This window comes from Microbulbifer litoralis (assembly GCF_023634065.1).
Lineage (GTDB): Bacteria > Pseudomonadota > Gammaproteobacteria > Pseudomonadales > Cellvibrionaceae > Microbulbifer > Microbulbifer litoralis.
In genome coordinates this window covers 230,150-249,765 of sequence record NZ_JALKCV010000006.1, presented here as the reverse complement: position 1 = coordinate 249,765, position 19,616 = coordinate 230,150, and the positions used below count along the sequence as shown (strand labels likewise).

Annotated in this window: 15 protein-coding genes and 2 tRNA genes; 12 read left to right on the top strand and 5 right to left on the bottom strand. The window is 61.5% G+C overall.

Features of this window, described 5'->3' with window-relative positions:
- The first annotated feature begins 455 nt into the window (after positions 1–455).
- On the top strand, positions 456–1,364 hold the full coding sequence (locus MWN76_RS11720; protein ID WP_250461599.1) for a hypothetical protein: 909 nt from the start codon (positions 456–458) through the stop codon (positions 1,362–1,364).
- Positions 1,365–1,535: 171 nt separating this feature from the next.
- On the opposite strand, the gene MWN76_RS11715 is transcribed toward MWN76_RS11720, so the two are convergent.
- Positions 1,536–3,368, bottom strand: a complete 1,833-nt coding sequence (locus MWN76_RS11715) for an FG-GAP repeat protein (protein WP_250461598.1) — start codon at positions 3,366–3,368, stop codon at positions 1,536–1,538.
- Between the two features lie 707 nt (positions 3,369–4,075).
- On the opposite strand from MWN76_RS11715, the gene ppc reads away from it, so the two are divergent.
- Entirely contained in the window at positions 4,076–6,748 is a 2,673-nt protein-coding gene (ppc, locus tag MWN76_RS11710; RefSeq protein WP_425606617.1) for a phosphoenolpyruvate carboxylase, read from the top strand.
- A 151-nt stretch (positions 6,749–6,899) separates the two neighbouring features.
- Here the strand turns inward: ppc and MWN76_RS11705 are convergent, their stop codons facing one another.
- The 4 genes from MWN76_RS11705 to MWN76_RS11690 all read right to left on the bottom strand — a co-directional run bounded on the left by MWN76_RS11705 (position 6,900) and on the right by MWN76_RS11690 (position 9,623).
- Positions 6,900–7,781 carry a hypothetical protein gene (locus MWN76_RS11705; RefSeq protein WP_250461596.1) on the bottom strand — a complete coding sequence of 294 codons (882 nt, stop codon included), beginning with the start codon at positions 7,779–7,781 and terminating at the stop codon, positions 6,900–6,902.
- Positions 7,781–9,022, bottom strand: a complete 1,242-nt coding sequence (locus tag MWN76_RS11700) for a hypothetical protein (RefSeq protein WP_250461595.1) — start codon at positions 9,020–9,022, stop codon at positions 7,781–7,783. Before MWN76_RS11700 ends, MWN76_RS11705 begins: the two co-directional genes overlap by 1 nt.
- A gap of 263 nt (positions 9,023–9,285) precedes the next feature.
- Positions 9,286–9,372, bottom strand: a tRNA-Leu gene (locus MWN76_RS11695).
- Between the two features lie 164 nt (positions 9,373–9,536).
- A tRNA-Leu gene (locus MWN76_RS11690) sits at positions 9,537–9,623 on the bottom strand.
- A 243-nt stretch (positions 9,624–9,866) separates the two neighbouring features.
- Between MWN76_RS11690 and rnr the strand changes: the two genes are divergently transcribed.
- The 10 genes from rnr to rplI all read left to right on the top strand — a co-directional run bounded on the left by rnr (position 9,867) and on the right by rplI (position 19,535).
- Positions 9,867–12,806, top strand: coding sequence for a ribonuclease R (gene rnr / locus MWN76_RS11685; RefSeq protein WP_250461594.1), 2,940 nt, complete (start codon positions 9,867–9,869; stop codon positions 12,804–12,806).
- A 76-nt stretch (positions 12,807–12,882) separates the two neighbouring features.
- On the top strand, positions 12,883–13,635 hold the full coding sequence (gene rlmB / locus MWN76_RS11680) for a 23S rRNA (guanosine(2251)-2'-O)-methyltransferase RlmB (protein ID WP_250461593.1): 753 nt from the start codon (positions 12,883–12,885) through the stop codon (positions 13,633–13,635).
- Positions 13,636–13,977: 342 nt separating this feature from the next.
- Entirely contained in the window at positions 13,978–14,553 is a 576-nt protein-coding gene (locus MWN76_RS11675; RefSeq protein ID WP_250461592.1) for a hypothetical protein, read from the top strand.
- A 73-nt stretch (positions 14,554–14,626) separates the two neighbouring features.
- The gene (locus tag MWN76_RS11670) at positions 14,627–15,952 is read left to right on the top strand and encodes a tetratricopeptide repeat protein (RefSeq protein ID WP_250461591.1); all 1,326 of its coding nucleotides are present in this window, start codon (positions 14,627–14,629) and stop codon (positions 15,950–15,952) included.
- Positions 15,953–16,012: 60 nt separating this feature from the next.
- On the top strand, positions 16,013–16,579 hold the full coding sequence (locus MWN76_RS11665; protein WP_250461590.1) for an RNA polymerase sigma factor: 567 nt from the start codon (positions 16,013–16,015) through the stop codon (positions 16,577–16,579).
- A gap of 20 nt (positions 16,580–16,599) precedes the next feature.
- Positions 16,600–17,220 carry a hypothetical protein gene (locus MWN76_RS11660; protein ID WP_250461589.1) on the top strand — a complete coding sequence of 207 codons (621 nt, stop codon included), beginning with the start codon at positions 16,600–16,602 and terminating at the stop codon, positions 17,218–17,220.
- Positions 17,221–17,464: 244 nt separating this feature from the next.
- Positions 17,465–17,926, top strand: a complete 462-nt coding sequence (gene rpsF / locus MWN76_RS11655) for a 30S ribosomal protein S6 (RefSeq protein WP_250461588.1) — start codon at positions 17,465–17,467, stop codon at positions 17,924–17,926.
- Positions 17,927–17,938: 12 nt separating this feature from the next.
- Positions 17,939–18,169: a 30S ribosomal protein S18 gene (gene rpsR / locus MWN76_RS11650; protein WP_250461587.1), complete on the top strand. Its 231-nt coding sequence runs from the start codon at positions 17,939–17,941 to the stop codon at positions 18,167–18,169.
- 47 nt (positions 18,170–18,216) lie between these two features.
- Positions 18,217–19,047: a hypothetical protein gene (locus MWN76_RS11645; RefSeq protein WP_250461586.1), complete on the top strand. Its 831-nt coding sequence runs from the start codon at positions 18,217–18,219 to the stop codon at positions 19,045–19,047.
- A gap of 41 nt (positions 19,048–19,088) precedes the next feature.
- Entirely contained in the window at positions 19,089–19,535 is a 447-nt protein-coding gene (gene rplI / locus MWN76_RS11640) for a 50S ribosomal protein L9 (RefSeq protein WP_250461585.1), read from the top strand.
- The last annotated feature ends 81 nt before the right edge of the window (positions 19,536–19,616 follow it).

Genomic DNA, 19,616 nt, shown 5'->3' with positions numbered 1-19,616 from the left:
CTCCTTTTGAACTGACTGTGTAGGTTCCCTTCGATAATGTTGTTGAATCGGTACTGATTGGGCTCCACCAAATGTGTTGCTAGCAATTACTCGATTTTTATTGATTAAGGTGGGCCTGTGATATTGCTGTGCCTTTAGACTGAGAAGGCTCAGGCGGAAAGATCTTGCGCAAATGCGAATGCCCGGGTTTGGAGATGAATCGGGAGAATATTTCGCTTTTACTGGCGCTCACAGCTCTTGAATTTTCCCTATTGTGCTGTCGGTCCGATTTTAACGAAAATAGGTAAGCTGTATCTACTCTGGGGGTTGGATTCGGAGAGCTGAATCACATTTTTATATGAAGTGGCTGAAGGCTCGAGCAGGCTCGTCTATCCAGATCAAAGACCGGCAAGACCTGGCAGATCCTTGATAGCGGCAGGCAAGTCGGCAATTTCCAGTTTTCCGGCTTCGAAGGGTTGGATAACAACACCGACAGCCTGGCCCTGGAAACCGACCTCGGTTTTGATTTCGTCAGTGGTGGTAGCGGCGCCGGTGTCCTGTTTGCCGACAACACGCGCCTGGGCTATGACGGCAGCGGCAACGTTGCGATTACCAGCGCCGCCACCGACACCATCGGTGGAGCTTTGCAGGCCAATCGCGCCGACCTGATCGTTGCCGGTGACGTGGATGTTACCAGCGACGTGAATGTGCTCGATATCCAGACCTCCGGTGCCGATATCGATATCTCGGTACTGGCAGACGGCGATCTGATCATCGACCAGATCAACGCCGGCCGCGGCAGTATTGCGCTGGACAGCGCAAACGTTGGAGCTCTGACCGCAGTGGAAGGGACCTACGGCGATACCCACCTCACCGCCGGTTCAGTACGGCTGGGACTGGGTGTCGACGGGGACGGAAACCCGCAGCAGTGGGGGCTGATCGGCAGCGAGATCCTGCCGCTGTTCATGGATGTAACGGAGTCGGTGGAGATGGTCTCTGTCATTTACTATGAACCGCAATTTGTCAGGACCCCCGCATACTTCCTGGCCGAGGGTGAAGGGCTGCAGTCAGTGGCCGGTGCCCAGTCCGCCCAGGGGCTGAAATCGGCGGTACAGAACGCGGTGGAGGACTTCGCCCAGGTGGACCCGGGTATCTTCAATGCGGTCAACCCCTACAGCACCGGTGTGGATGCGGTAAATACGCCGGAGATGCAGCTGACCGGCGGTGAACTCCAGCCAGTGGGGAGTGCCGCCGGGGCGCCGGATGACGAAGACGAGCGGCGCAGATCCGCCGAACTGGAAGGGGATGGTGCCGAGTCGGCTGAACAGCAGTCCCCGCAGGAGCGCAGCCGGGCGGCGCTGGCGCCGGGGCAGGTCGGGGGCTAAACGGCGGCTAAACGAAGATTAAGCGGCGCTATGGATCAATGATAAATCCATAGTTTCCGCCGCCACAAAAAAGGCCGATCGGGGATGCTCGAGGGGGAAGGGCACAGATATAAAACAGATATAAAAATGCCGGCTCTCTTAAGCCGGCCTTCTGTGGATAGTTATCCGCGACTAGTACAGGTACACGGCGCCCGCCTCTTCAACACTGTTGTCGGTTTGCGCACTGGCACTGTCCTCATAAGGTGCTCCCACCGCCAAAACATTGCCATCGGCGGAAAGGGCCACGCCGTTACCAAATTCGTCACCTGCGTCGCTATTGGGGGCCTTCAGGTAGGATTGCTGCCGCCATCCGCTGTCCACATATTTGAAAATATACGCGGCGCCACTCCAAGCGGAGCTGTTGTCCTGTTGATTGCCGTTAATGCCCTGCGCGTTGCTGTGGTCGCCTCCCCCAACTGCTAGGGTGGTACCGTCCTCTGAAAGCGCCAGGCCTCCGTAGCTAAATTGAACCCCCTCCTCGATATTATCGGCTTTCAGGAAGTCCCTCTGGCTCCAGCTCCCACTTTCCCTGCGGAATATATACACGGCGCCGCTATCGATGGCGCTGTTATCCGTATTGTCCCCGGCGATTCCACTATCGTCCCTATAGGCGCCAATAGCCAGTGTATCGCCATCGCCCGACAGGGCTACTTGATCGCCAAAAAGATCATTAGTATCCCGCGCGGGAGCTCTCAGGAAGTCGTCCTCGTACCAAGTGTCGTCGCCGCTGCGGGTGAATACGTATACGCCGCCATGATTAGCTGCGCTCTCAAAGGGCATGCCGACGGCCAGGGTCGAGCCGTCCATGGAAAAGGAAAGGTTATCCCCAAAACGACTATCTCCGATGACGTAGGTAGAAGGCTTTAAATACTGCTGTTGCTGCCATGTACCGTCTTGAAGGGCAAACACATACACGGCGCCAAGATTCTCTGCGTCGTCATTGTCGCCGCCTCCACTGCCGGTGCCGGTGATGGAGCCGTCCTCGTCCACAGCGCCTACCGCCAGGGTCAGGCCGTCGCTGGACAGGGCGACGGCCAACCCAAAGGCGTCGCCTTCCCCGATATTGGAGGCCTTGAGGTAGGCTGGATCTCCCCAGCTGTTGCCGGTGCGGGTGAACACATAGGCGGCGCCGCTATGAGCCACACTGTTGTCGGGTGGGGTAGCGATACTGCCGCTACTCTCCCCGTTGGCTCCTACCGCCAGGGTGTTGCCGTTGGCGGACAGGGAAACGCTTACCCCAAATTGGTCCCCCGTATCTGCATCGGGAGCCTGCAGGGAGGCCTGCTGCTGCCAGCTGCCCTGATTCTGAGTAAAAACATATACGGTGCCAAGGTTCCGCATACTGCTATCGCCTCCTGCGTCTCCTAGCGCTCGAATGGCGAGGGTGCTGCCATCGGCAGACAGGGCAACTGCGTCCCCAAAGATATCGCGCTCAGTTGGGGTGGCGGCTTTCAGGTAGCCGATAGCGGGGGTCAATTCTGCGGCGGTTACGCTGACCGCTTCCGAGCCATCGCTGCATCCCGCGCTGTTGCACGCCTGCAGCATATATCTGGCGTTGATCCGCTTCGGCAGGAATACCACCAGCCCATACTCGCTGGTCTCGCCATCAATAGTGGCAACCTGTTCGTAGCCGGACACGCCGTCCGGATTCTCCAGCAATCGGTACTCGCTCGCACCGCTCACCGGCTCCCAGTTGAACTGGAAGGTCTTGGTGGCCTGGGGCTGCATGGTCAGCGTGGGCTGATCCGGCGCCGTTTCCCCGCCGCCCGAGCTGCTGGTGCTGGAACTACTACTGCTCGAGCTGCTGCTACTGGAGCTACTACTGCTGGAGCTACCGCCTCCATTGTCTCCCCCACCACCTCCGCCGCCCCCACAGGCCACGAGGAATGCGCTCAGTAATAAAACCGGCAATTTGCCACCCAGTTTTGCGAGCCGGAGTCCGGCTGTTTCAATATCTGTAGTCATTGCTGCTCCTTTTGAACTGACTGTGTAGGTTCCCTTCGATAATGTTGTCGCATCGGTATTGACTGGGGTCCGCCACCATTTGTTCGATTTTTATTGGGTAATGTGGGTCTGTGATGTTGCTGTGCTTGTAGTCTGAGAAGGTTCAGTCGGAAAGAACCTGCCAAATGCAAATGCCCGGTTTTGAAGGAGAGTCGGGAGAGTAGTTCGCTTTACCGGCGCTCACAATCCCTTGAATTTTTCCTGTTGCGCTGTCGGTACTGCCCGTCGAATTCTAACGAAAATAGATAAGCTGCATCTACTCCACAGGTCTGAATCGGAGAACTGAATCGCATTTTTATATAAAGCGGCTGAAAGCTCTCGTAGGCTTGTCTATCCAGATCAAAGAGAGTTATTTAAAAAGCTGATAGCTCCGCTGTCTGGTCAATAATCTGCTGCCTAATATGGTTTTTTTATTTGGTGGAGCTCCACCTAAAGAAAGTATTCGGCTTTGGTTGTGAGAGGTGAAGTGCGTTCTTTAAAGTGCAAAAAAACTGCCGTTGCTTCTGTGTCGCACGGTGGCAAAAGCATCGGCTTGTCAAAATTGAAAAGACGCAATCTGTATCGAAAAAGGTTGCAATTGAAAGTAAATTCCCGGAAAAATCCACAATCAAGGGACTTTCTTCGCTCTGAAAATATGCGAACATAGCCGGTTCGTCCCGTCACGGAGAATGAAATTGGTGAATCAGGACCAAAACGCCCCACTAAGAGAAGATGTCCGCCTGTTAGGCGAGGAGCTCGGCGCGGTACTGCGCGAGCAGGCCGGTGAGCCGTTATTCGATACCGTTGAAACCATTCGCCAAGCCGCGGTGGAGAGCCGCGGCCAGGGGGAGATGGAAGTCAGTCGCCTGCGCGAACTGCTCGATCCTTTGGATGATGAAACTCTTCTGGAAGTCGCGCGCGCGTTCAGCCAGTTTCTCAATCTGGCCAATATTGCGGAGCAGCGTCATCGCGAGCGTCTGCATCGGCATCACCAGCGCTTCCCCGGCGATCCGGATACCGACCAGGGGTTGCGCCAGGTGCTGGCGGAGTTGAAAAAAGCCGGTGTCGGCCAGGACCGGGTCATGTCGGTTCTGCGGGACCTGTCGGTTGAGCTGGTACTCACGGCCCACCCCACCGAGGTGACCCGCCGCACCCTGATCCGCAAGTACGACCAGATTGCCGACCTGCTCACCGATATGGACCGTCCGGACCTGACGGAGGAGGAGCAGCAGAAGCTGCGCCGCCACCTGCGAGAGCAGATACTGTCCGCTTGGAGTACCGACGAAATCCGCCGCGAGCGGCCCACGCCGGTGGACGAGGCCAAGTGGGGCTTTGCCACCATCGAGCAGTCCCTGTGGCAGGCCGTGCCCCAGGGCATGCGCGAGATTGAGGCCGAGCTGGAGTTGGCCGGCCTGGATGCGCTGCCCGCGGACTGGGTGCCGATCCGCTTCGCCTCCTGGATGGGTGGCGACCGCGACGGCAACCCCAATGTCACAGCCGCCGTGACCCGCCAGGTGCTGCTACTGGCCCGCTGGATGGCCGCCGACCTCTACCTGCGCGATGTGGAAAACCTGCTCGCGGACCTGTCCATGCACCGCGCCAGCGACGAACTGCTGGAGCACACCGGCCCCAGCCACGAGCCCTACCGGTTGGTGCTGCGCCGGGTGCGCGATCGCCTGCGTATTACCCGCGCGCGTATGGAAGCCCGTGTGGCGGGCCGCAAGGAGCCGGAAGGGGAGGGTTACACCAGCAGCAGCCAGTTGCTGGAAGCGCTGAGCCTGATCGACCGCTCGTTGCGCTCGGTGGGCCTTTCCGCCATTGCGGACGGCCAGCTCAAGGATACGCTGCGTCGCCTCAACTGCTTCGGCATCACGCTGCTGTGCCTCGATATCCGCCAGGAATCCACTCGCCATACCGACGCGCTGGACGCCATCACCCGCTACCTGGAGCTTGGCAGCTACGCGGAGTGGGACGAGCATCAGAAACAGCAATTCCTGCTGGCCGAACTGGAGAGTCGCCGGCCGCTGGTGGACGAGGCCTTCTACTGTAGCGACCTTTGCAGTGGCGAGGTGCGCGAGGTGCTGGATACCTGCCGGGTGATTGCCGAGCAGGGGCCGGAAGGCCTGGGCGCCTATGTTATCTCCATGGCCAGGACTTCCTCCGATGTGCTGGCCGTGATGCTGCTGCAGAAGATCGCCGGTGTGCGCGAGCCGATGCGTGTGGTGCCGCTGTTCGAAACGCTGGACGATCTCAACAACGCCGCCGACACCATGAGCGCGCTGATGGAGATCCCGCTGTACAAGCAGCGTGTCGGCGCCGGCCAGGAAGTGATGATCGGCTACTCGGATTCCGCCAAGGACGCCGGCTTCCTGGGTGCCGCCTGGGCCCAGTTCCGCTCGCAGGAGAGGCTCACCGAGATCTTCCGCGAACACGGGATTCCGCTGACACTGTTCCACGGCCGCGGCGGTTCCATCTCCCGCGGCGGCTCGCCCACCCGCATGGCGCTGCTGTCCCAGCCGCCGGGCTCTGTGGCCGGCCGTATCCGCGTGACCGAGCAGGGCGAGATGATCCGCTTCAAATACGGCCGCCCGTCGGTGGCCGCCTACAACCTGGAGCAGTATGTGGCCGCCACGCTGGAAGCCACGTTGATGCCGCCGGCTGAGCCGCAACCCGAATGGCGCGAGGAGATGGACCGGCTTACGCGAGTCTCCGTGGATGCCTACCGCCAGGTGGTGCGCGACGATCCGGCACTGGTGGCCTACCTGCGCACCGTGACGCCGGAGACCGAGCTCAGTCGCCTGGCGCTCGGCAGTCGGCCGGCACGGCGCAAGCCCGGTGGCGGCGTGGAAACCCTGCGCGCTATTCCCTGGGTCTTCGCCTGGACCCAGATCCGCCTGATGCTGCCCGCCTGGCTGGGATCCGGCGCGGCGCTGGAGAGCGCTCTGGAAAGCCGCGAGGAAACCGAGATCCTGCACGCGATGAACGAGCAGTGGCCCTTCTTCCAGGGCGCGGTGGATATGCTGGAGATGGTGTTGGCCAAATCCGACACCCGCGTCGCCGCCTGGTACGAGGAGCGCCTGACCGACGACGCCGAGCAGATCCGGCTCGGCCGCGAACTGCGTGAACGCCTGGCCGCCACCGTGTCGGCGCTGTACCGTCTGACCGGGCGCGACAGCCTGCTGGACAACAATCCGGTAATGCGCTGGTCCATCCGCGTACGCGATCCCTACACGGATCCACTGCACCTGCTGCAGGCAGAGCTGATGGCGCGCCTGCGCAACCGCGAAGAGGACCCGGAACTGGAGAGCGCGCTAATGGTCACCATCGCCGGCATTGCGGCGGGGATGCGCAATACCGGTTAATGCGGCGAACCCGCGTTCGCCGCTTCCTTCCGAGGTGTGCCCGTCAGTGACCGCTGATGGGCACGCTTCGTTTTGCCCATCCTAAAAAGGTTTTCCACCTGAGGGGCCTGGGATCGTAGGGTGCGCCGCGCGCACCGATTCTGCCCCGTTCTCAACCGCACGTTTCGAGATAGAGATTCTCGTCGTAATCGACGATGGTGATCCCGTCCTTGTCGACATGGGCCGGCCATTTCAGTGGTGCGCAGTCGGGGGAAACAGAGAGGTCTGGACAGGTTTTTTTGACCTCATCAACGGCGCTTTGGGTTTCCGGGGACAGGGTGAGTCGAATGCTGCCGATAATGTTGTCGATCAGATCCTGCATGGGTTTGGGGCTGATCTTCTTGTCTATTTCTTCCTGTGAGCCGGAGCAATGCTGTCGATAAGGGAAAATGATGCAAACTATGTTATCGCGCGATATTGGGAAGAATATGTATTTTCTTCTATAGGTGGCAACCCTAGTGGATTCTACGAGCAAGCTTACTGCCGGTACAGGGAGTTTATTAAAGGGGGTCCAGTCGAGGGGGGCTTGGAAATAAGGGAGTCCTATGTCATATAGGTAGTGCCCCCAATCGGCAGTAATAAAGCCCAGGATGGCTGATTCAAACCCTTTCGGGTGTAGAAAGTTGAATTGGGTATTTGGTTGAGACAAGGACAGCCCTTTAATATGGCATATCGCAGTACCCATATGACCGGTAAACCAGGGGCCGTAAAAGGCCCAGCTGCGATGGAATATATCTGCTGACTTCCAGCTTTGGCTTGGCATGGAGCTATTGCTGGGATGGCGCCCTTCGAGATCATAAACCGAGGGGCTAAGTTTTTTTTCCTCGATACTCTCCGTGGATACTGGTGCGTGTTTTGGGGCACGGAACTCCAAGGTGTTCCCGAGTAGATTGGCTCTGATCTTCTGGGTGTTCGAAAAAGAGGGGCCACGGGGAATACACAACCCCTTATGTTTGCGAAATTCCAGTGATGAGTATTTTATAAAGTTACGCATCAGAATTTTCTCTTTATTCTATCGTGCTGTCTCGGAAGCCAGGCTCTTACCATTGAGTTACCCATCTTACCTATTCCTATCGCGGACCCGGCAATAGCGGCGGCTTTGCCCAAGGCGGTCAAAAAGGCTGCTGCGGCGGCTGGTGCGGGAGCGCTTGCGGAGAGTCCTGCAGCAGCGGCAATGCTCCCGATTAGTACGCCACCGCCGTGCAGGCTTTTACCGTGTTCTACTACATCCGCTACCGCTTTAGTCCAGATATAGCCATCGAGGCCGTCATTTTCATGTTTGAAACGGTTATAGATCAGTTCCAGTTGATCCCGATTTCCTACAATATCCAGCTTGTTGGTCTTTGTGAACTTGCGATCCAGCTTCAGGCCCGCCGCATGGGCTGTCTTGACAGCTTCATTGGGAGAGGTCGTGGGTCGAACAAGAAATGCAGTGTGCTTTTCCAGTTTTATGCCTTGGTCCGCTAGTATCTTGAATGCTTGTGTCAATACGGCTGAACCACCAAACTCGGATACCCAGCCGACTCCTTCAAGATCCTTGGCCTCGTACATAGTCCTGGCCAGCAGTAGTGCTGATTCGTGCAGATCCTGGTTTTGCAGTGGGCGAATGGCGTGCTTATAGCTTTTTAAGCCGCCTATACTTTTTTCACCAGGTGTATAATGCAGGTCAAAACCATTACCGTTGACCCGGAAACTTCCGCCAGAGAAGGGAGCTTCGGCGATTCTTGACGCAGCAATATTGGCGGCTTTATCCGGATCGCGATGGCCGCTATCGCAGACTGCAACCAATCGGTTCTTTTCCGCTTTGAGGGTGCCTCTTTTCTTGAGTTTAGCTTGCCAAGTTCCTCCTTCGCTCTCGGCAAAATAGAGTCCAGGCCTTTGGTACTTCTCAATCAACTCCGAATAATTAAGATCCGCCTCAAAGTGCAGAATCCTGTACCCATCATTGGCCTGCTTCTCCGCCGTAACCCTGCACCCCGGCAAGATCACCACAAACTCCTCGCTGCCACCGCGGTGCGCGGCCCCGGGTTTGATAAAGATATTGTTCTGGTGCAGACGGCCGGCGGCCAGTTGGTTGATGCCGTTGACGGTTATCTGGGCCCAGTAGTTGCCGCTTTTGGCCAGCTTGGCCAACTCGCGATAGATGGGTTCCGCCTGGGGTGTGATGGTGACGGACTTGCCGGAATGCTGGCCGGCGATCTGTGCTTCCGTTTGAACGGGAGTGCTGGAAAACATAGGTTCCACTTCCTGTGAGTAATTCCATGTCAAAAGGTGACGGCAGGAATGCTAACGAATTCCGGGAGTGCTATCTACTGGTGCAGTTCGGAGGCGTGACCCATATGGCATTTTCGTCGTGCCCCTGGGGCGATCAACTGGTGAATCAGCACGAGGTGAGACGGTGGTTCAGAAATCGATTCGGTGATGCCGGGTTCTGGGGGCGGCTGACACACAGACGGGCATAAAAAAGGTCGACTCGCGAGAGTCGGCTTTTTTGAAGATGGTGCCCGGGAGAAGACTTGAACTTCCACGGCCGTAAGGCCACTAGCACCTGAAGCTAGCGCGTCTACCAATTCCGCCACCCGGGCATACCGACGACGTCGCCGTCGAGGGCGCGCACTATAGCGATTTCCGGCAGGGTGTCAATCGGGGTCCGTGGAGCGGGGCTGCGTAGGGGAGGGGGCACCTGGCACAGGGTTGGAGTGCTCAACAACGAAAAAGGCCGACTCTCGCGAGTCGGCCTTTTGAAATATGGTGCCCAGGAGAAGACTTGAACTTCCACGACCTTGCGGTCACTAGCACCTGAAGCTAGCGCGTCTACCAATTCCGCCACCTGGGCAATTCAGCGGCGCATGCCGTCTGAGGTCGCGAACTATAGAGATTTGCCCGGGGGGTGTCAACGCCCGAGTTGCGCTTTTTTCCTCTTTGCTTGTGTTGGTCGGGAAATGGCCCCATATCGCTTATACTGGCTGCTAGCGACCAGCCGGCCGGCTCCAGATCCCGCCGGCAGCCAAGATTCATCTGGCCGGCGATCCCGGCCCCCGCCGCAGGTACGGCGGCCCTTTCGACAACGGATGCTGTTTTGACCCAAGACAAACCCCAACAACCCCTCGGCGCCGACCCCCACGCGGAGCGCGAAGCGGAAAAGTATGAAAAACCCGTCCCCAGCCGCGAGTTCCTGCTGAACTACCTGGAACAGCGGTCGGAGCCGGTTTCCTGGGAATCGGTAGCCGACGCGCTGGACATCGAAGACGAGGACCGACGCGAAGGTGTGCGCCGGCGCCTGATTGCCATGTCCCGCGACGGCGAAATCGCCAGCAACCGCGCCGGCGATTTCGGCGTGCTGGACAAGATGAGCCTGGTGCGCGGCCGCGTGATCGGCCACCGCGACGGTTTCGGCTTCGTCTCCCCGCGCGACGGCGGCGACGACCTCTACCTGTCCCACCGCCAGATGAAGAAGGTGTTTGACGGTGACGAAGTGCTGGTGCGCGAGACCCCCGGCGGTTTCCGCGGCAAGCGCGAGGGCGCCGTGGTGCGCGTGATCAAGCACAACACCACGGAGCTGGCCGGGCGCCTGTTCCGGGAAAACGGCATCTGTTTCGTGCGCCCGGACAACCCGCGCGTCAACCTCGACATCATGGTGGCCGAAGACAAGACCGGCGGCGCCGGCAACGGCCAGTATGTGGTGGTGAATATCGTCGTCCAGCCGGGCCGCGACAAGCTGCCCCAGGGCGAGGTCGCCGAAGTGCTCGGCGACCACCTGGCGCCGGGCATGGAGATCGACGTTGCCATCCGCAACTACGGCATTCCCCACACCTGGCCGACGGCGTTGCAGGGCGAGGTGGACGCCATCGCCGACGAGGTGCTGGAAGAGGACAAGAAAGCCCGCGTCGACCTGCGCCAGCTGCCGCTGGTGACCATCGACGGCGAGGACGCGCGCGACTTCGACGACGCCGTTTTCTGTGAAGTACAGAAAGACGGCAGCTGGAAACTGATGGTGGCCATTGCCGATGTGTCCCACTATGTGCGCCCCGGCACAGCGCTGGACGAGGAGGCCCACAACCGCGGCAACTCGGTCTACTTCCCGGACTTCGTGGTACCGATGCTGCCGGAGAAGCTGTCCAACGGCCTCTGCTCCCTCAATCCGGAAGTGGACCGGCTGTGCATGGTGTGCGAGATGCACATCGACCTGGACGGACGCATCCTCGACTACCGCTTCTTCGAAGGATTGCTGCGCAGCCACGCGCGCCTGACCTATACCCAGGTGGGACAGATCGTCGAAGAGCGCGGCCAGCGCAACAGCGGCCTGCGCAAACAGTTTTCCGCACTGACCCCACACCTGGACAACCTGCACGATCTCTACCGGGCCCTGCGCGGCGCCCGCGACCGCCGCGGCGCCATCGATTTCGAGACCACCGAGACGCGCATCATTTTCGACAGTAAGCGCAAGATCGAGCGCATTGTGCCGGTGCAGCGCAACGACGCCCACAAGCTGATCGAGGAGTGCATGTTGGCCGCCAACGTCTGCGCGGCGGAATTGATGGAGCTGTCGGAACTGCCGGCCCTGTACCGGGTGCACGACACGCCCAAGACGGAAAAGCTCGAGAACCTGCGCGAATACCTGGGTGAGCTGGGCCTGCGCCTGCCCGGCGGCAGCGAGCCGCAGCCGATGGATTTTCAGCACCTGATGGAACAGGTGGAGGGCCGCCCGGATGCGCACATCATCCAGATGATGATGCTGCGCTCGATGAACCAGGCCGTCTACCAGCCGGAGAATCGCGGCCACTTTGGTCTCGACTACCGCGCCTACGCCCATTTCACCTCGCCCATCCGCCGCTACCCGGACCTGCTGCTGCACCGCGCGCTGCGCTGGCTGATCCGCAACGGCAGCGCCAACCCGGCGGCGGTGGCGAAGAAGGTGCACTCGGTACCCGGCGCCGCGGCATTGCCGAAAGAGCGCATCATTCCCTACGACCTGGCGGCGATGGTGCAGCTGGGCGAACACTGCTCCACCACCGAGCGCCGCGCCGACGACGCCACCCGCGACGTGACCAGCTGGCTCAAGTGCGAATACCTGCAGGATCATGTGGGGGAGACCTACCCGGGCGTGGTCAGCGCCGTGACCGGTTTCGGCCTGTTTGTCGAACTGGACGACCTCTACGTCGAGGGCCTGATCCACGTCACCGCGCTGCCCAAGGACTACTATCGCTTCGAGCAGGCGCACCAGCGATTGGTGGGCGAGCGCAGCGGCGCCCGCTATCACCTGGGGGATTCGGTCACCGTGCAGGTGGCACGGGTCGACCTGGAGGAGCGCAAGGTGGATTTCACTCTCGGTGAGCTGGTATCGGCGTCGGGCGGCAAGACGTCCAAAGGCCGCAAGCGCAAAGCGCGGGGAAAAGCGCAGGGCGGGGCCGGAACAAAAGCGGAAAAGCCCCCGGTCAGGGACGGTCGGAGAAAACCCGGCAAGAAGCCCGCAAAACCGGGAGTGCCCCCGGTAAAAAAGCCCGAAGCGCCGGGAGCGCTCCCGGCAGAAAAGCCCGAAAAACCGGCGCGACCCCCGGCGAAGAAATCCGAAAGTCCGGGAGTGCCCCCGGCAAAAAAGTCTGGTGGAGGCGCTGGTTGGATGCCTGGAAAAAATCCTGATCAAGAACCGCCAGCTGCGGGTAAAAAAACCGGGGAAAAGAAAGTCTCCCCCTGGGACCGCGTAGGGCTCTCCCCGGAGCAGAAGGCGCCGGCTTCGCCGAAACCGGACCCCGGTGCCACGCCGTTCCGCAAGCGCAAGGTCGGTTCCACCGAATCGGTGCCGGTCGCGGCCACGGCCCCGCAACCGGACGCCAGCGGGAAAGAGGGCGAGGCCGAACAGCCGGGTAAAAAACGCGGCCCCAAGCGCACCCCGCCGCGCAAGGGTGGCAAGCGCCCCTCGGTCGCTGCCCGCAAGGCCGCGCAGAAAGCCACCAAGGCCAATGCCAAAAACGGCAAGGCGAAAAAGAAAAAGCCCGCGACCAAACGCAAGAAAAAATAGTTGAAACCTTGAGCGCCTCTCTCCCGCCCGGGGGAGAGGGCGAGTTGCCGCCCCTCGTGACTGGAACAAAACACCCATGCCCGACCAGATCGTCTACGGCCTCCACGCCGTCCAGGCCCTGCTGAAAAGCTCCCCGCAACAGGTGCGTGAGCTACTGCTGTTGCGCGGTCGCAAGGATCAGCGCCTGCAGAAAATCCTCAACCAGGCGGAAAAAAACAATATCAAACTGCGTCAGGTGGAGCGCCGCGCGCTGGATGAAAAAGTCGACGACGGCGGCAACCACCAGGGTGTGGTCGCCATCTGCGCCGGCGAAACCAAAGTTCACGACGAACGTTTCCTGAAAGAGCTGCTGCAGCAGCTCGAGGAAAAAGGCGAGACGCCTTTCCTGTTGATTCTCGACGGCGTGACCGACCCGCACAATCTCGGCGCCTGCCTGCGCTCCGCCGAGGCCGCCGGCGTACACGCGGTGGTCGCGCCCAAGGACAAATCCGCCGGCCTCACGCCCACCGCGCGCAAGGTCGCCTGCGGCGCCGCGGAAGTGCTGCCGTTTGTTTCCGTCACCAACCTGGCGCGTACCATGCAGCAGTTGCAGCAGGCGGGGCTGTGGCTGTACGGCGCCGCCGGCGAGGCCGAACAGGACATTTACCAGTCTTCGCTCACCGGCCCGCTGGCCCTGGTCATGGGCGCGGAAGGTTCCGGTCTGCGCCGCCTGACCCGGGAGAACTGTGACCATCTGATCAAGATTCCCATGGCCGGCGAGGTCAGCAGCCTGAACGTGTCTGTGGCGACCGGCGTCTGCCTGTTCGAGGCGGTGCGCCAGCGGCGCTGAGCCGGCGATTCCAATTTCCCGGGCGGTTGCAACAAAAATTCCGGTCGCCCGGGCCGCCTTGTTTCCCCGCTTTTTCCCTTCCCGCTTTCCACCGCTGCTAGATTCTTGCATGCGGTAACCGCCCCTGTTTTCGCCGAACGCTACCGATCGAGAGTTTTTCGCGGCAGCGGTCAGATGGCGCGCCAGAAATTCGCGATCGCTGTCTGCAGGCGGAACCATCGGGCTGTCCGGATCGTGTTAACGGGTAGGTGATGGGAACGGCAGGACGTGCCGTTTTTATCACTCCCGAGTAAAACCCGATAGCTGGTTCAGCCCGATTGTTTTGTTGCGAGGTAAAGGAAAATGTTGAACAGGAAGTTGCTGATACTGGGGCTTCTCGCCGCGGCACCGGTGGCGTTGCCGCTGCAGGCGCAGGAGGCACCGGAACTCCCGGATACCGTCGAGGACCCGACCGATCTCGACGTCACCCTGACCGTTGTGGACAGCGCCGAAGATGCCCGGGACCTGATCAATAACCTGGAATTGCCACCGGAGGCACAGGATATTGCACAGCAGACGGTGGAGCTGGTCAGGGACGTGATCACTGCGGCCGAGAACGGCGACATCACCAGTGAAGAGGAGGCGCAGGCGATGGTCGAGGAAGCCATGGCCCGCAGCCGGGAGATGGCCGCCGATGCCAACCTGTCGGCCGACGCCGCCAGCGAGGAGGCGGTGCGCTCCGCGGAGACCGCGCGCGAGGCCGCAGAGGAAGCGGTAAAAAATGCGCTGTCGGAAATGGACGCGAACGGCGATGCAGAACAGATGATGCAGGAAATCCTCGATAACCTGCCCGACGATATCAGCAGTCGCCTGCCGGACAACCTGCAAACAATGATGGAGAGCGCGGGCGACAGCCTGTCGGAAGATCCCGGGACCTGATCTTCCTTGTCAATCCGGGCCGGGCGCTGCCCGGCCCGGCTTTTTCGTATAGGGATATACAGAGGTACGAGCGGTGCGTAACAGCGTAATCGGTATTGCACTCGCCGGTGCAATGGCGGCCATTTCCCAGGCGCCCCTGGCCGGGGAGCGAATGGCCGGCGGTGTAGAGGCGTTCAGGAGCGGCGACTACCAGCGGGCCCTGACGCTGTTCGAGCGGGCCGAAAGCGAAGGCGACGACAGCGCCGGGCTCCAGTACAACATCGGCGTCACGCTGATGAAACTGGGTCGCTACGACAGCGCCAGTGGCCGTTTCCAGCGGCTGCTGGCCGATCCCGGCTGGGGCGATCTCGCCCGCTACAACCTGGCGCTCGCGGCGGAGCGGCGCAACCGGGATATTGTCGCGGCCCGCTACTATCGCCGCATCAGTGAGGCGTCGGATTCCGGCAAGTTGCGCAAACTGGCGCGCAATCGCCTGAATGCGCTGGCCGACGTACACCGCGATCCGCCCGGCAGGCGCTGGATTGCCACCGCCAACCTGTCGGCTGGATACGATGACAACGCCTACGCGCTGCAGAGCGAGCTGATCGAAAACGACTCTGCCGGTGCCGATAACTTTACCGAACTCTTTGCCTGGGGCCAGTACCAGCTGCGCGGTACCGCGGAGGATGGTTGGCGGGTGCACGGCTACGGCTTCGGGCGCCGCTACGGCGAGTTCGACAGTCTCGACCTGACCAGCGCCAGTGCCGCCCTGGCCCGCGACCGGCAGTGGCGCGGCTGGAGCACCGAGACCGGTGTGGCCGGGGAGATCGTCTACCTGGGCGGCGAGCAGGTTTCGCGGCAGGTCCAGTTGACCGGCCGCATCGAGCGGGAGTTCGGCGATGCCAGCATCTCGCTTTCCTATATCCCCAGCTACTACCTGGGTGGGCACGACTACACCCACCTGGACGGCTGGCGGCAGCGTTTCGAGGCGCAGTGGCAGCGGCCGCTGCCAATGGTCGATGCGCGGGCCTACTACCGCTACGACAGCAACGACCGCGCCGACCTGGCCCGGGATGCACTGGACGGCGATACGCTGGACTATTACAGCTACTCGCCGGTGCGGCATTCGTTTGGCGGTGTGCTGGAGTGGTCGCCGTCCGCCAACTGGCTCCTCTCCTCGGGTATGGAATTCCGGCACAGCGCCTACGACGGCATCAATCGCGTCACCGACAGCGACGGCAGTGCAATGACATACCGCCGGGAGTCGGATCGCGTCAAATCCTGGCTCTCGACCAGGTACAGAATCACCCCGCGTTTCAGCCTCAACGGGAAGATCGTGGTGATCGACAACGACGAAAACCGGGATCTCTACACCTACGACAAGACCGAGGCCAGCCTGGGTGTCAGTTATATCTTCTGACAGCCGCGGCACGCCCGATCAGTGGATGTGGATTCGAGTCATCGGTATGGGAGTTTCGGGGTGAACCTGGTGCATTTTTTTCGTGGTCGCACGGCGCCGGAGGACCGGTTTACCGACCTGGTACGCCCCCACCTCCGGAGCATGTATCGAACGGCCTACCGCTGGACCCAGGATTCAGCGGAAGCGGAGGACCTGGTGCAGGACGTGCTGGCCCGCCTCTTCCCCCGCCTGGAGGAGCTGGCCGCTGTGGAAAAGCCGGGGCCCTGGCTGGCCAGGGTGCTCTATCGCCGCTATGTGGATCTCTATCGCCGCCGCGTCAATTCGCCGATCGACGATGCCGTCCGCTGGGACAGCGACGATGACTTCTTCCGCGAGTGTATGCCCGATGAACGGGATGAGTTCCAGCGATGGGAGCTGCAGCGAGCCCTCAACCGCGCCCTGGCGGATCTGGAGGAAGGCTGGCGGGATGTGGTGCTGCTGCACGATGTGGAGGGCTACACGGCCTTGGAGGTGGCGGAAATCCTGCAGCTCAATGTGGGCACTGTGAAGTCGCGCCTGCACCGGGCGCGCAAGAAGCTGAAAACCGCGCTGCAGCCGGGCGCCATCGAGCGCAACTGCGCGTGTTGACCGACGTCGAGGAGACAGCAATGGATTGCAACCGGGCCAGGCGGCAACTGGAATCGATGCGCGGGTGGGGCGACGGGGCGCTGCTGCAGCACCTGCGCCGGTGTGCCGATTGTCGCGATTGCGCCGGGGAGCTCCGGGTGCGGGACCTGCTGGGCACCCTGCCGGCCCCGGAACCGGCGGCGGGGTTCGAGCGGCGGCTAGTGGCCGCGGCATTGCCGGAACGCCGGCCGCCCGCATCGCGCCTGCGCGGCTGGCAGTTCGCGACCGCCGCCGGCCTTCTGCTGGCGGTACTGGTCGTCTGTTTCCGCGGCCAGTCGCCGGTGGTGCCGGTGTCGATGACTACCCCGCCGATCAGTGTCTCCCTCGATACACCCCGTAACCTGTCGGGCGCCACCATCCGGGTGTCGCTGCCACCCAACCTGGCGCTGGAGGGATACGGCGATACCCGGCAGCTGCAGTGGCGGGCGGATCTGAATGCCGGGGCCAATCGCCTCACCCTGCCGCTGCGCCTGCGGGGCGCCGCGGGCGAGGCGGAGATCGTGATTCGCGTCGAGCACGGCGGCGCCTACCGGGAATTCCGGGTGCCGGTTCAGGTGGTGCCGGCGAATGGCGACCGGCGGCGCCCGACAACACACCTCTGAGTTGCGCGTGGGGCTGCCTGCCCGGCCACGCCATGACCTGACGGTCATCGTCGGGCGGAACCCCGATCCGGGCATTGATCAACTTGCAACCAGGTGGGGGACTGCATAGAATACGCCGCCCGCAATGTGCCCCTGCCCGCAGGTGGGACATTGCTCTCCTTGCCTCACCGGGGCACCTGGCGGACCGGATCGGTTCTTCCAGGCGTTCAATCCGGGAGGCTGTTTTAACCCGTAAGGAGCAAAAATGCGTCATTACGAAATCGTATTCCTGGTCCACCCGGACCAGAGCGAGCAGGTACCCGGTATGGTCGACCGCTACAGCGCGACCATCAAAGACAGCGGCGGTCAGGTTCACCGCCTGGAAGACTGGGGCCGCCGCCGCCTGGCCTACCCGATCAACAAGATCCACAAAGCCCACTACGTGCTGATGAACGTCGAGTGCACGGACGAGGCCCTGGAAGAGTTGACCACCAACTTCCGCTACAACGATGCGGTCATCCGCAATCTGGTAATCCGCGAAGACGAGGCGATCACCGACGAGAGCCCGATCATGAAGGCGGAAAAAGAGAGCCGCGAGCGCAAGGCCGCCCGCCAGGAGCGCAGCGAGCGCCGCGAAAAGCGGGACGACAAGCGGGAAGAGAAGTCTTCCTCCGCTGACGAGTCCAGGGAAGCCCAGGCTTCCGACAACGCCGAAAGCGACAAGTAAGGGGATTATCAGATGGCACGTTTTTTCCGTCGTCGTAAGTTCTGCCGTTTCACCGCCGAAGGCGTCAAGCGTATCGACTACAAAGACCTCGATACCCTGAAGGCCTACGTCTCCGAAACCGGCAAGATTGTTCCGAGCCGTATCACCGGTACCAAAGCCAAGTACCAGCGCCAGCTGTCCTCTGCGGTCAAGCGCGCTCGCTACCTGGCCCTGCTGCCGTACACGGACAGCCACGAAGCCTGATGCCAGGTTTCTGTGCGTAAAAGCTGTAACAGAGAAGCTATCTAGTCGTGCGCGCCCTGGCTGAATTCATCATGCGCGGGCGCGTGCGGGCGGTGCTCATCACTGTGGTGGGCATACCGCTGATCAGTCCGGCAGCGCTCGGCCTGGTGAGCCTGCGCCGCGGGGCCAACGACGGCCTGATGGTGCTGGCCTGGGCGATACTGCCGGTGGTCGCAGCGGGTCTCAGCGGTTATATGTCGCCGCTGATGGCCGGGCTCGCCGGCAGCCATTTTGCCGCAGTGTTCTGCGGTGCGCTGGCGCTGCGCGGCAGCCGCTCCTGGGCCGCTGCCCTGGTCACGGTCACGGCCGTCGCCGCTGCTGGCATACTGCTCACCGCGCATTTCAGCGGTGGGCTGTTGAACAGCCTGCTGGAGGTCGCCGAGGCCTCTGGTGGCGACCAGGCGGAGCAGTTGCGGAAGATCTTCGCCAGCGAGTCGCTGGCGACGGGCTACCTGAGCTGGGTATCGGCGATTACCGCCTCCCTGGCGCTGGTGCTGGCCCGCTACTGGCAGGCGCTGCTGTACAACCCGGGCGGCTTCCGCCAGGAGTTTCACCAGCTGCGCATGCCGCTGCCGCTGGCGGCGGTGGCCATGCTGGTGTGGGTCTACTGCCTGGTCTCCACGGACTATGTGTTCTGGGGCGCGGTGGTCGCCTTCCCGGTGGTGGTGGGCGGTATTGCCCTGATCCACTGGCTGGTGGGCAGCCGCAACTGGGGGCTGGCGCCACTGGTGGCGCTGTATGTGACCCTGGTGATCGCGGCACTGCCGATGGCCGGCTTCCTGTGCGGGCTGGCACTGATAGATAGCTGGATAGATATTCGCGGACGCACCGCCAAGTAATCGGGCGCGATCCGCACCAAACTGAAATTGAGGAAACCGAGATGGAAGTTATTCTGCTCGATAAAGTAGGCAAGCTGGGCAATGTGGGCGACCGCGTTGAAGTCAAAGCCGGTTTTGGCCGCAACTTCCTGCTGCCGACCGGTAAGGCCGTAGCCGCCACCGCAGCCAATGTCGCCGAGTTCGAAGCCAAGCGCGCCGAACTGGAAGCCGCGGCCGCCGCCAAGGTGGGTACCGCTGAAGAGCGCGCCGCCAAACTGGCCGACGTGGTTGTGACCATCGCCGCCAACGCCGGCGACGAAGGCAAGCTGTTCGGCTCCATCGGCACCCGCGACATCGCCGAGGCGATCACCGCTGCCGGCGTCGAAGTGGCCAAGGCCGAAGTCAAGCTGCCGGAAGGCGCGCTGCGCGAAGTGGGCGAGTTCGATGTCGACGTACAGCTGCACGCCGACGTCATCACCACCGTCAAGGTGGTGATCGAGGCCGAATAAGCGCTGCGCGCTGATTCCGCTCACTAGGGGGGAGCCCTGTGCTCGCCCCGGCCTGATGCGGGCAGCCCCTGGCCCCTGTAG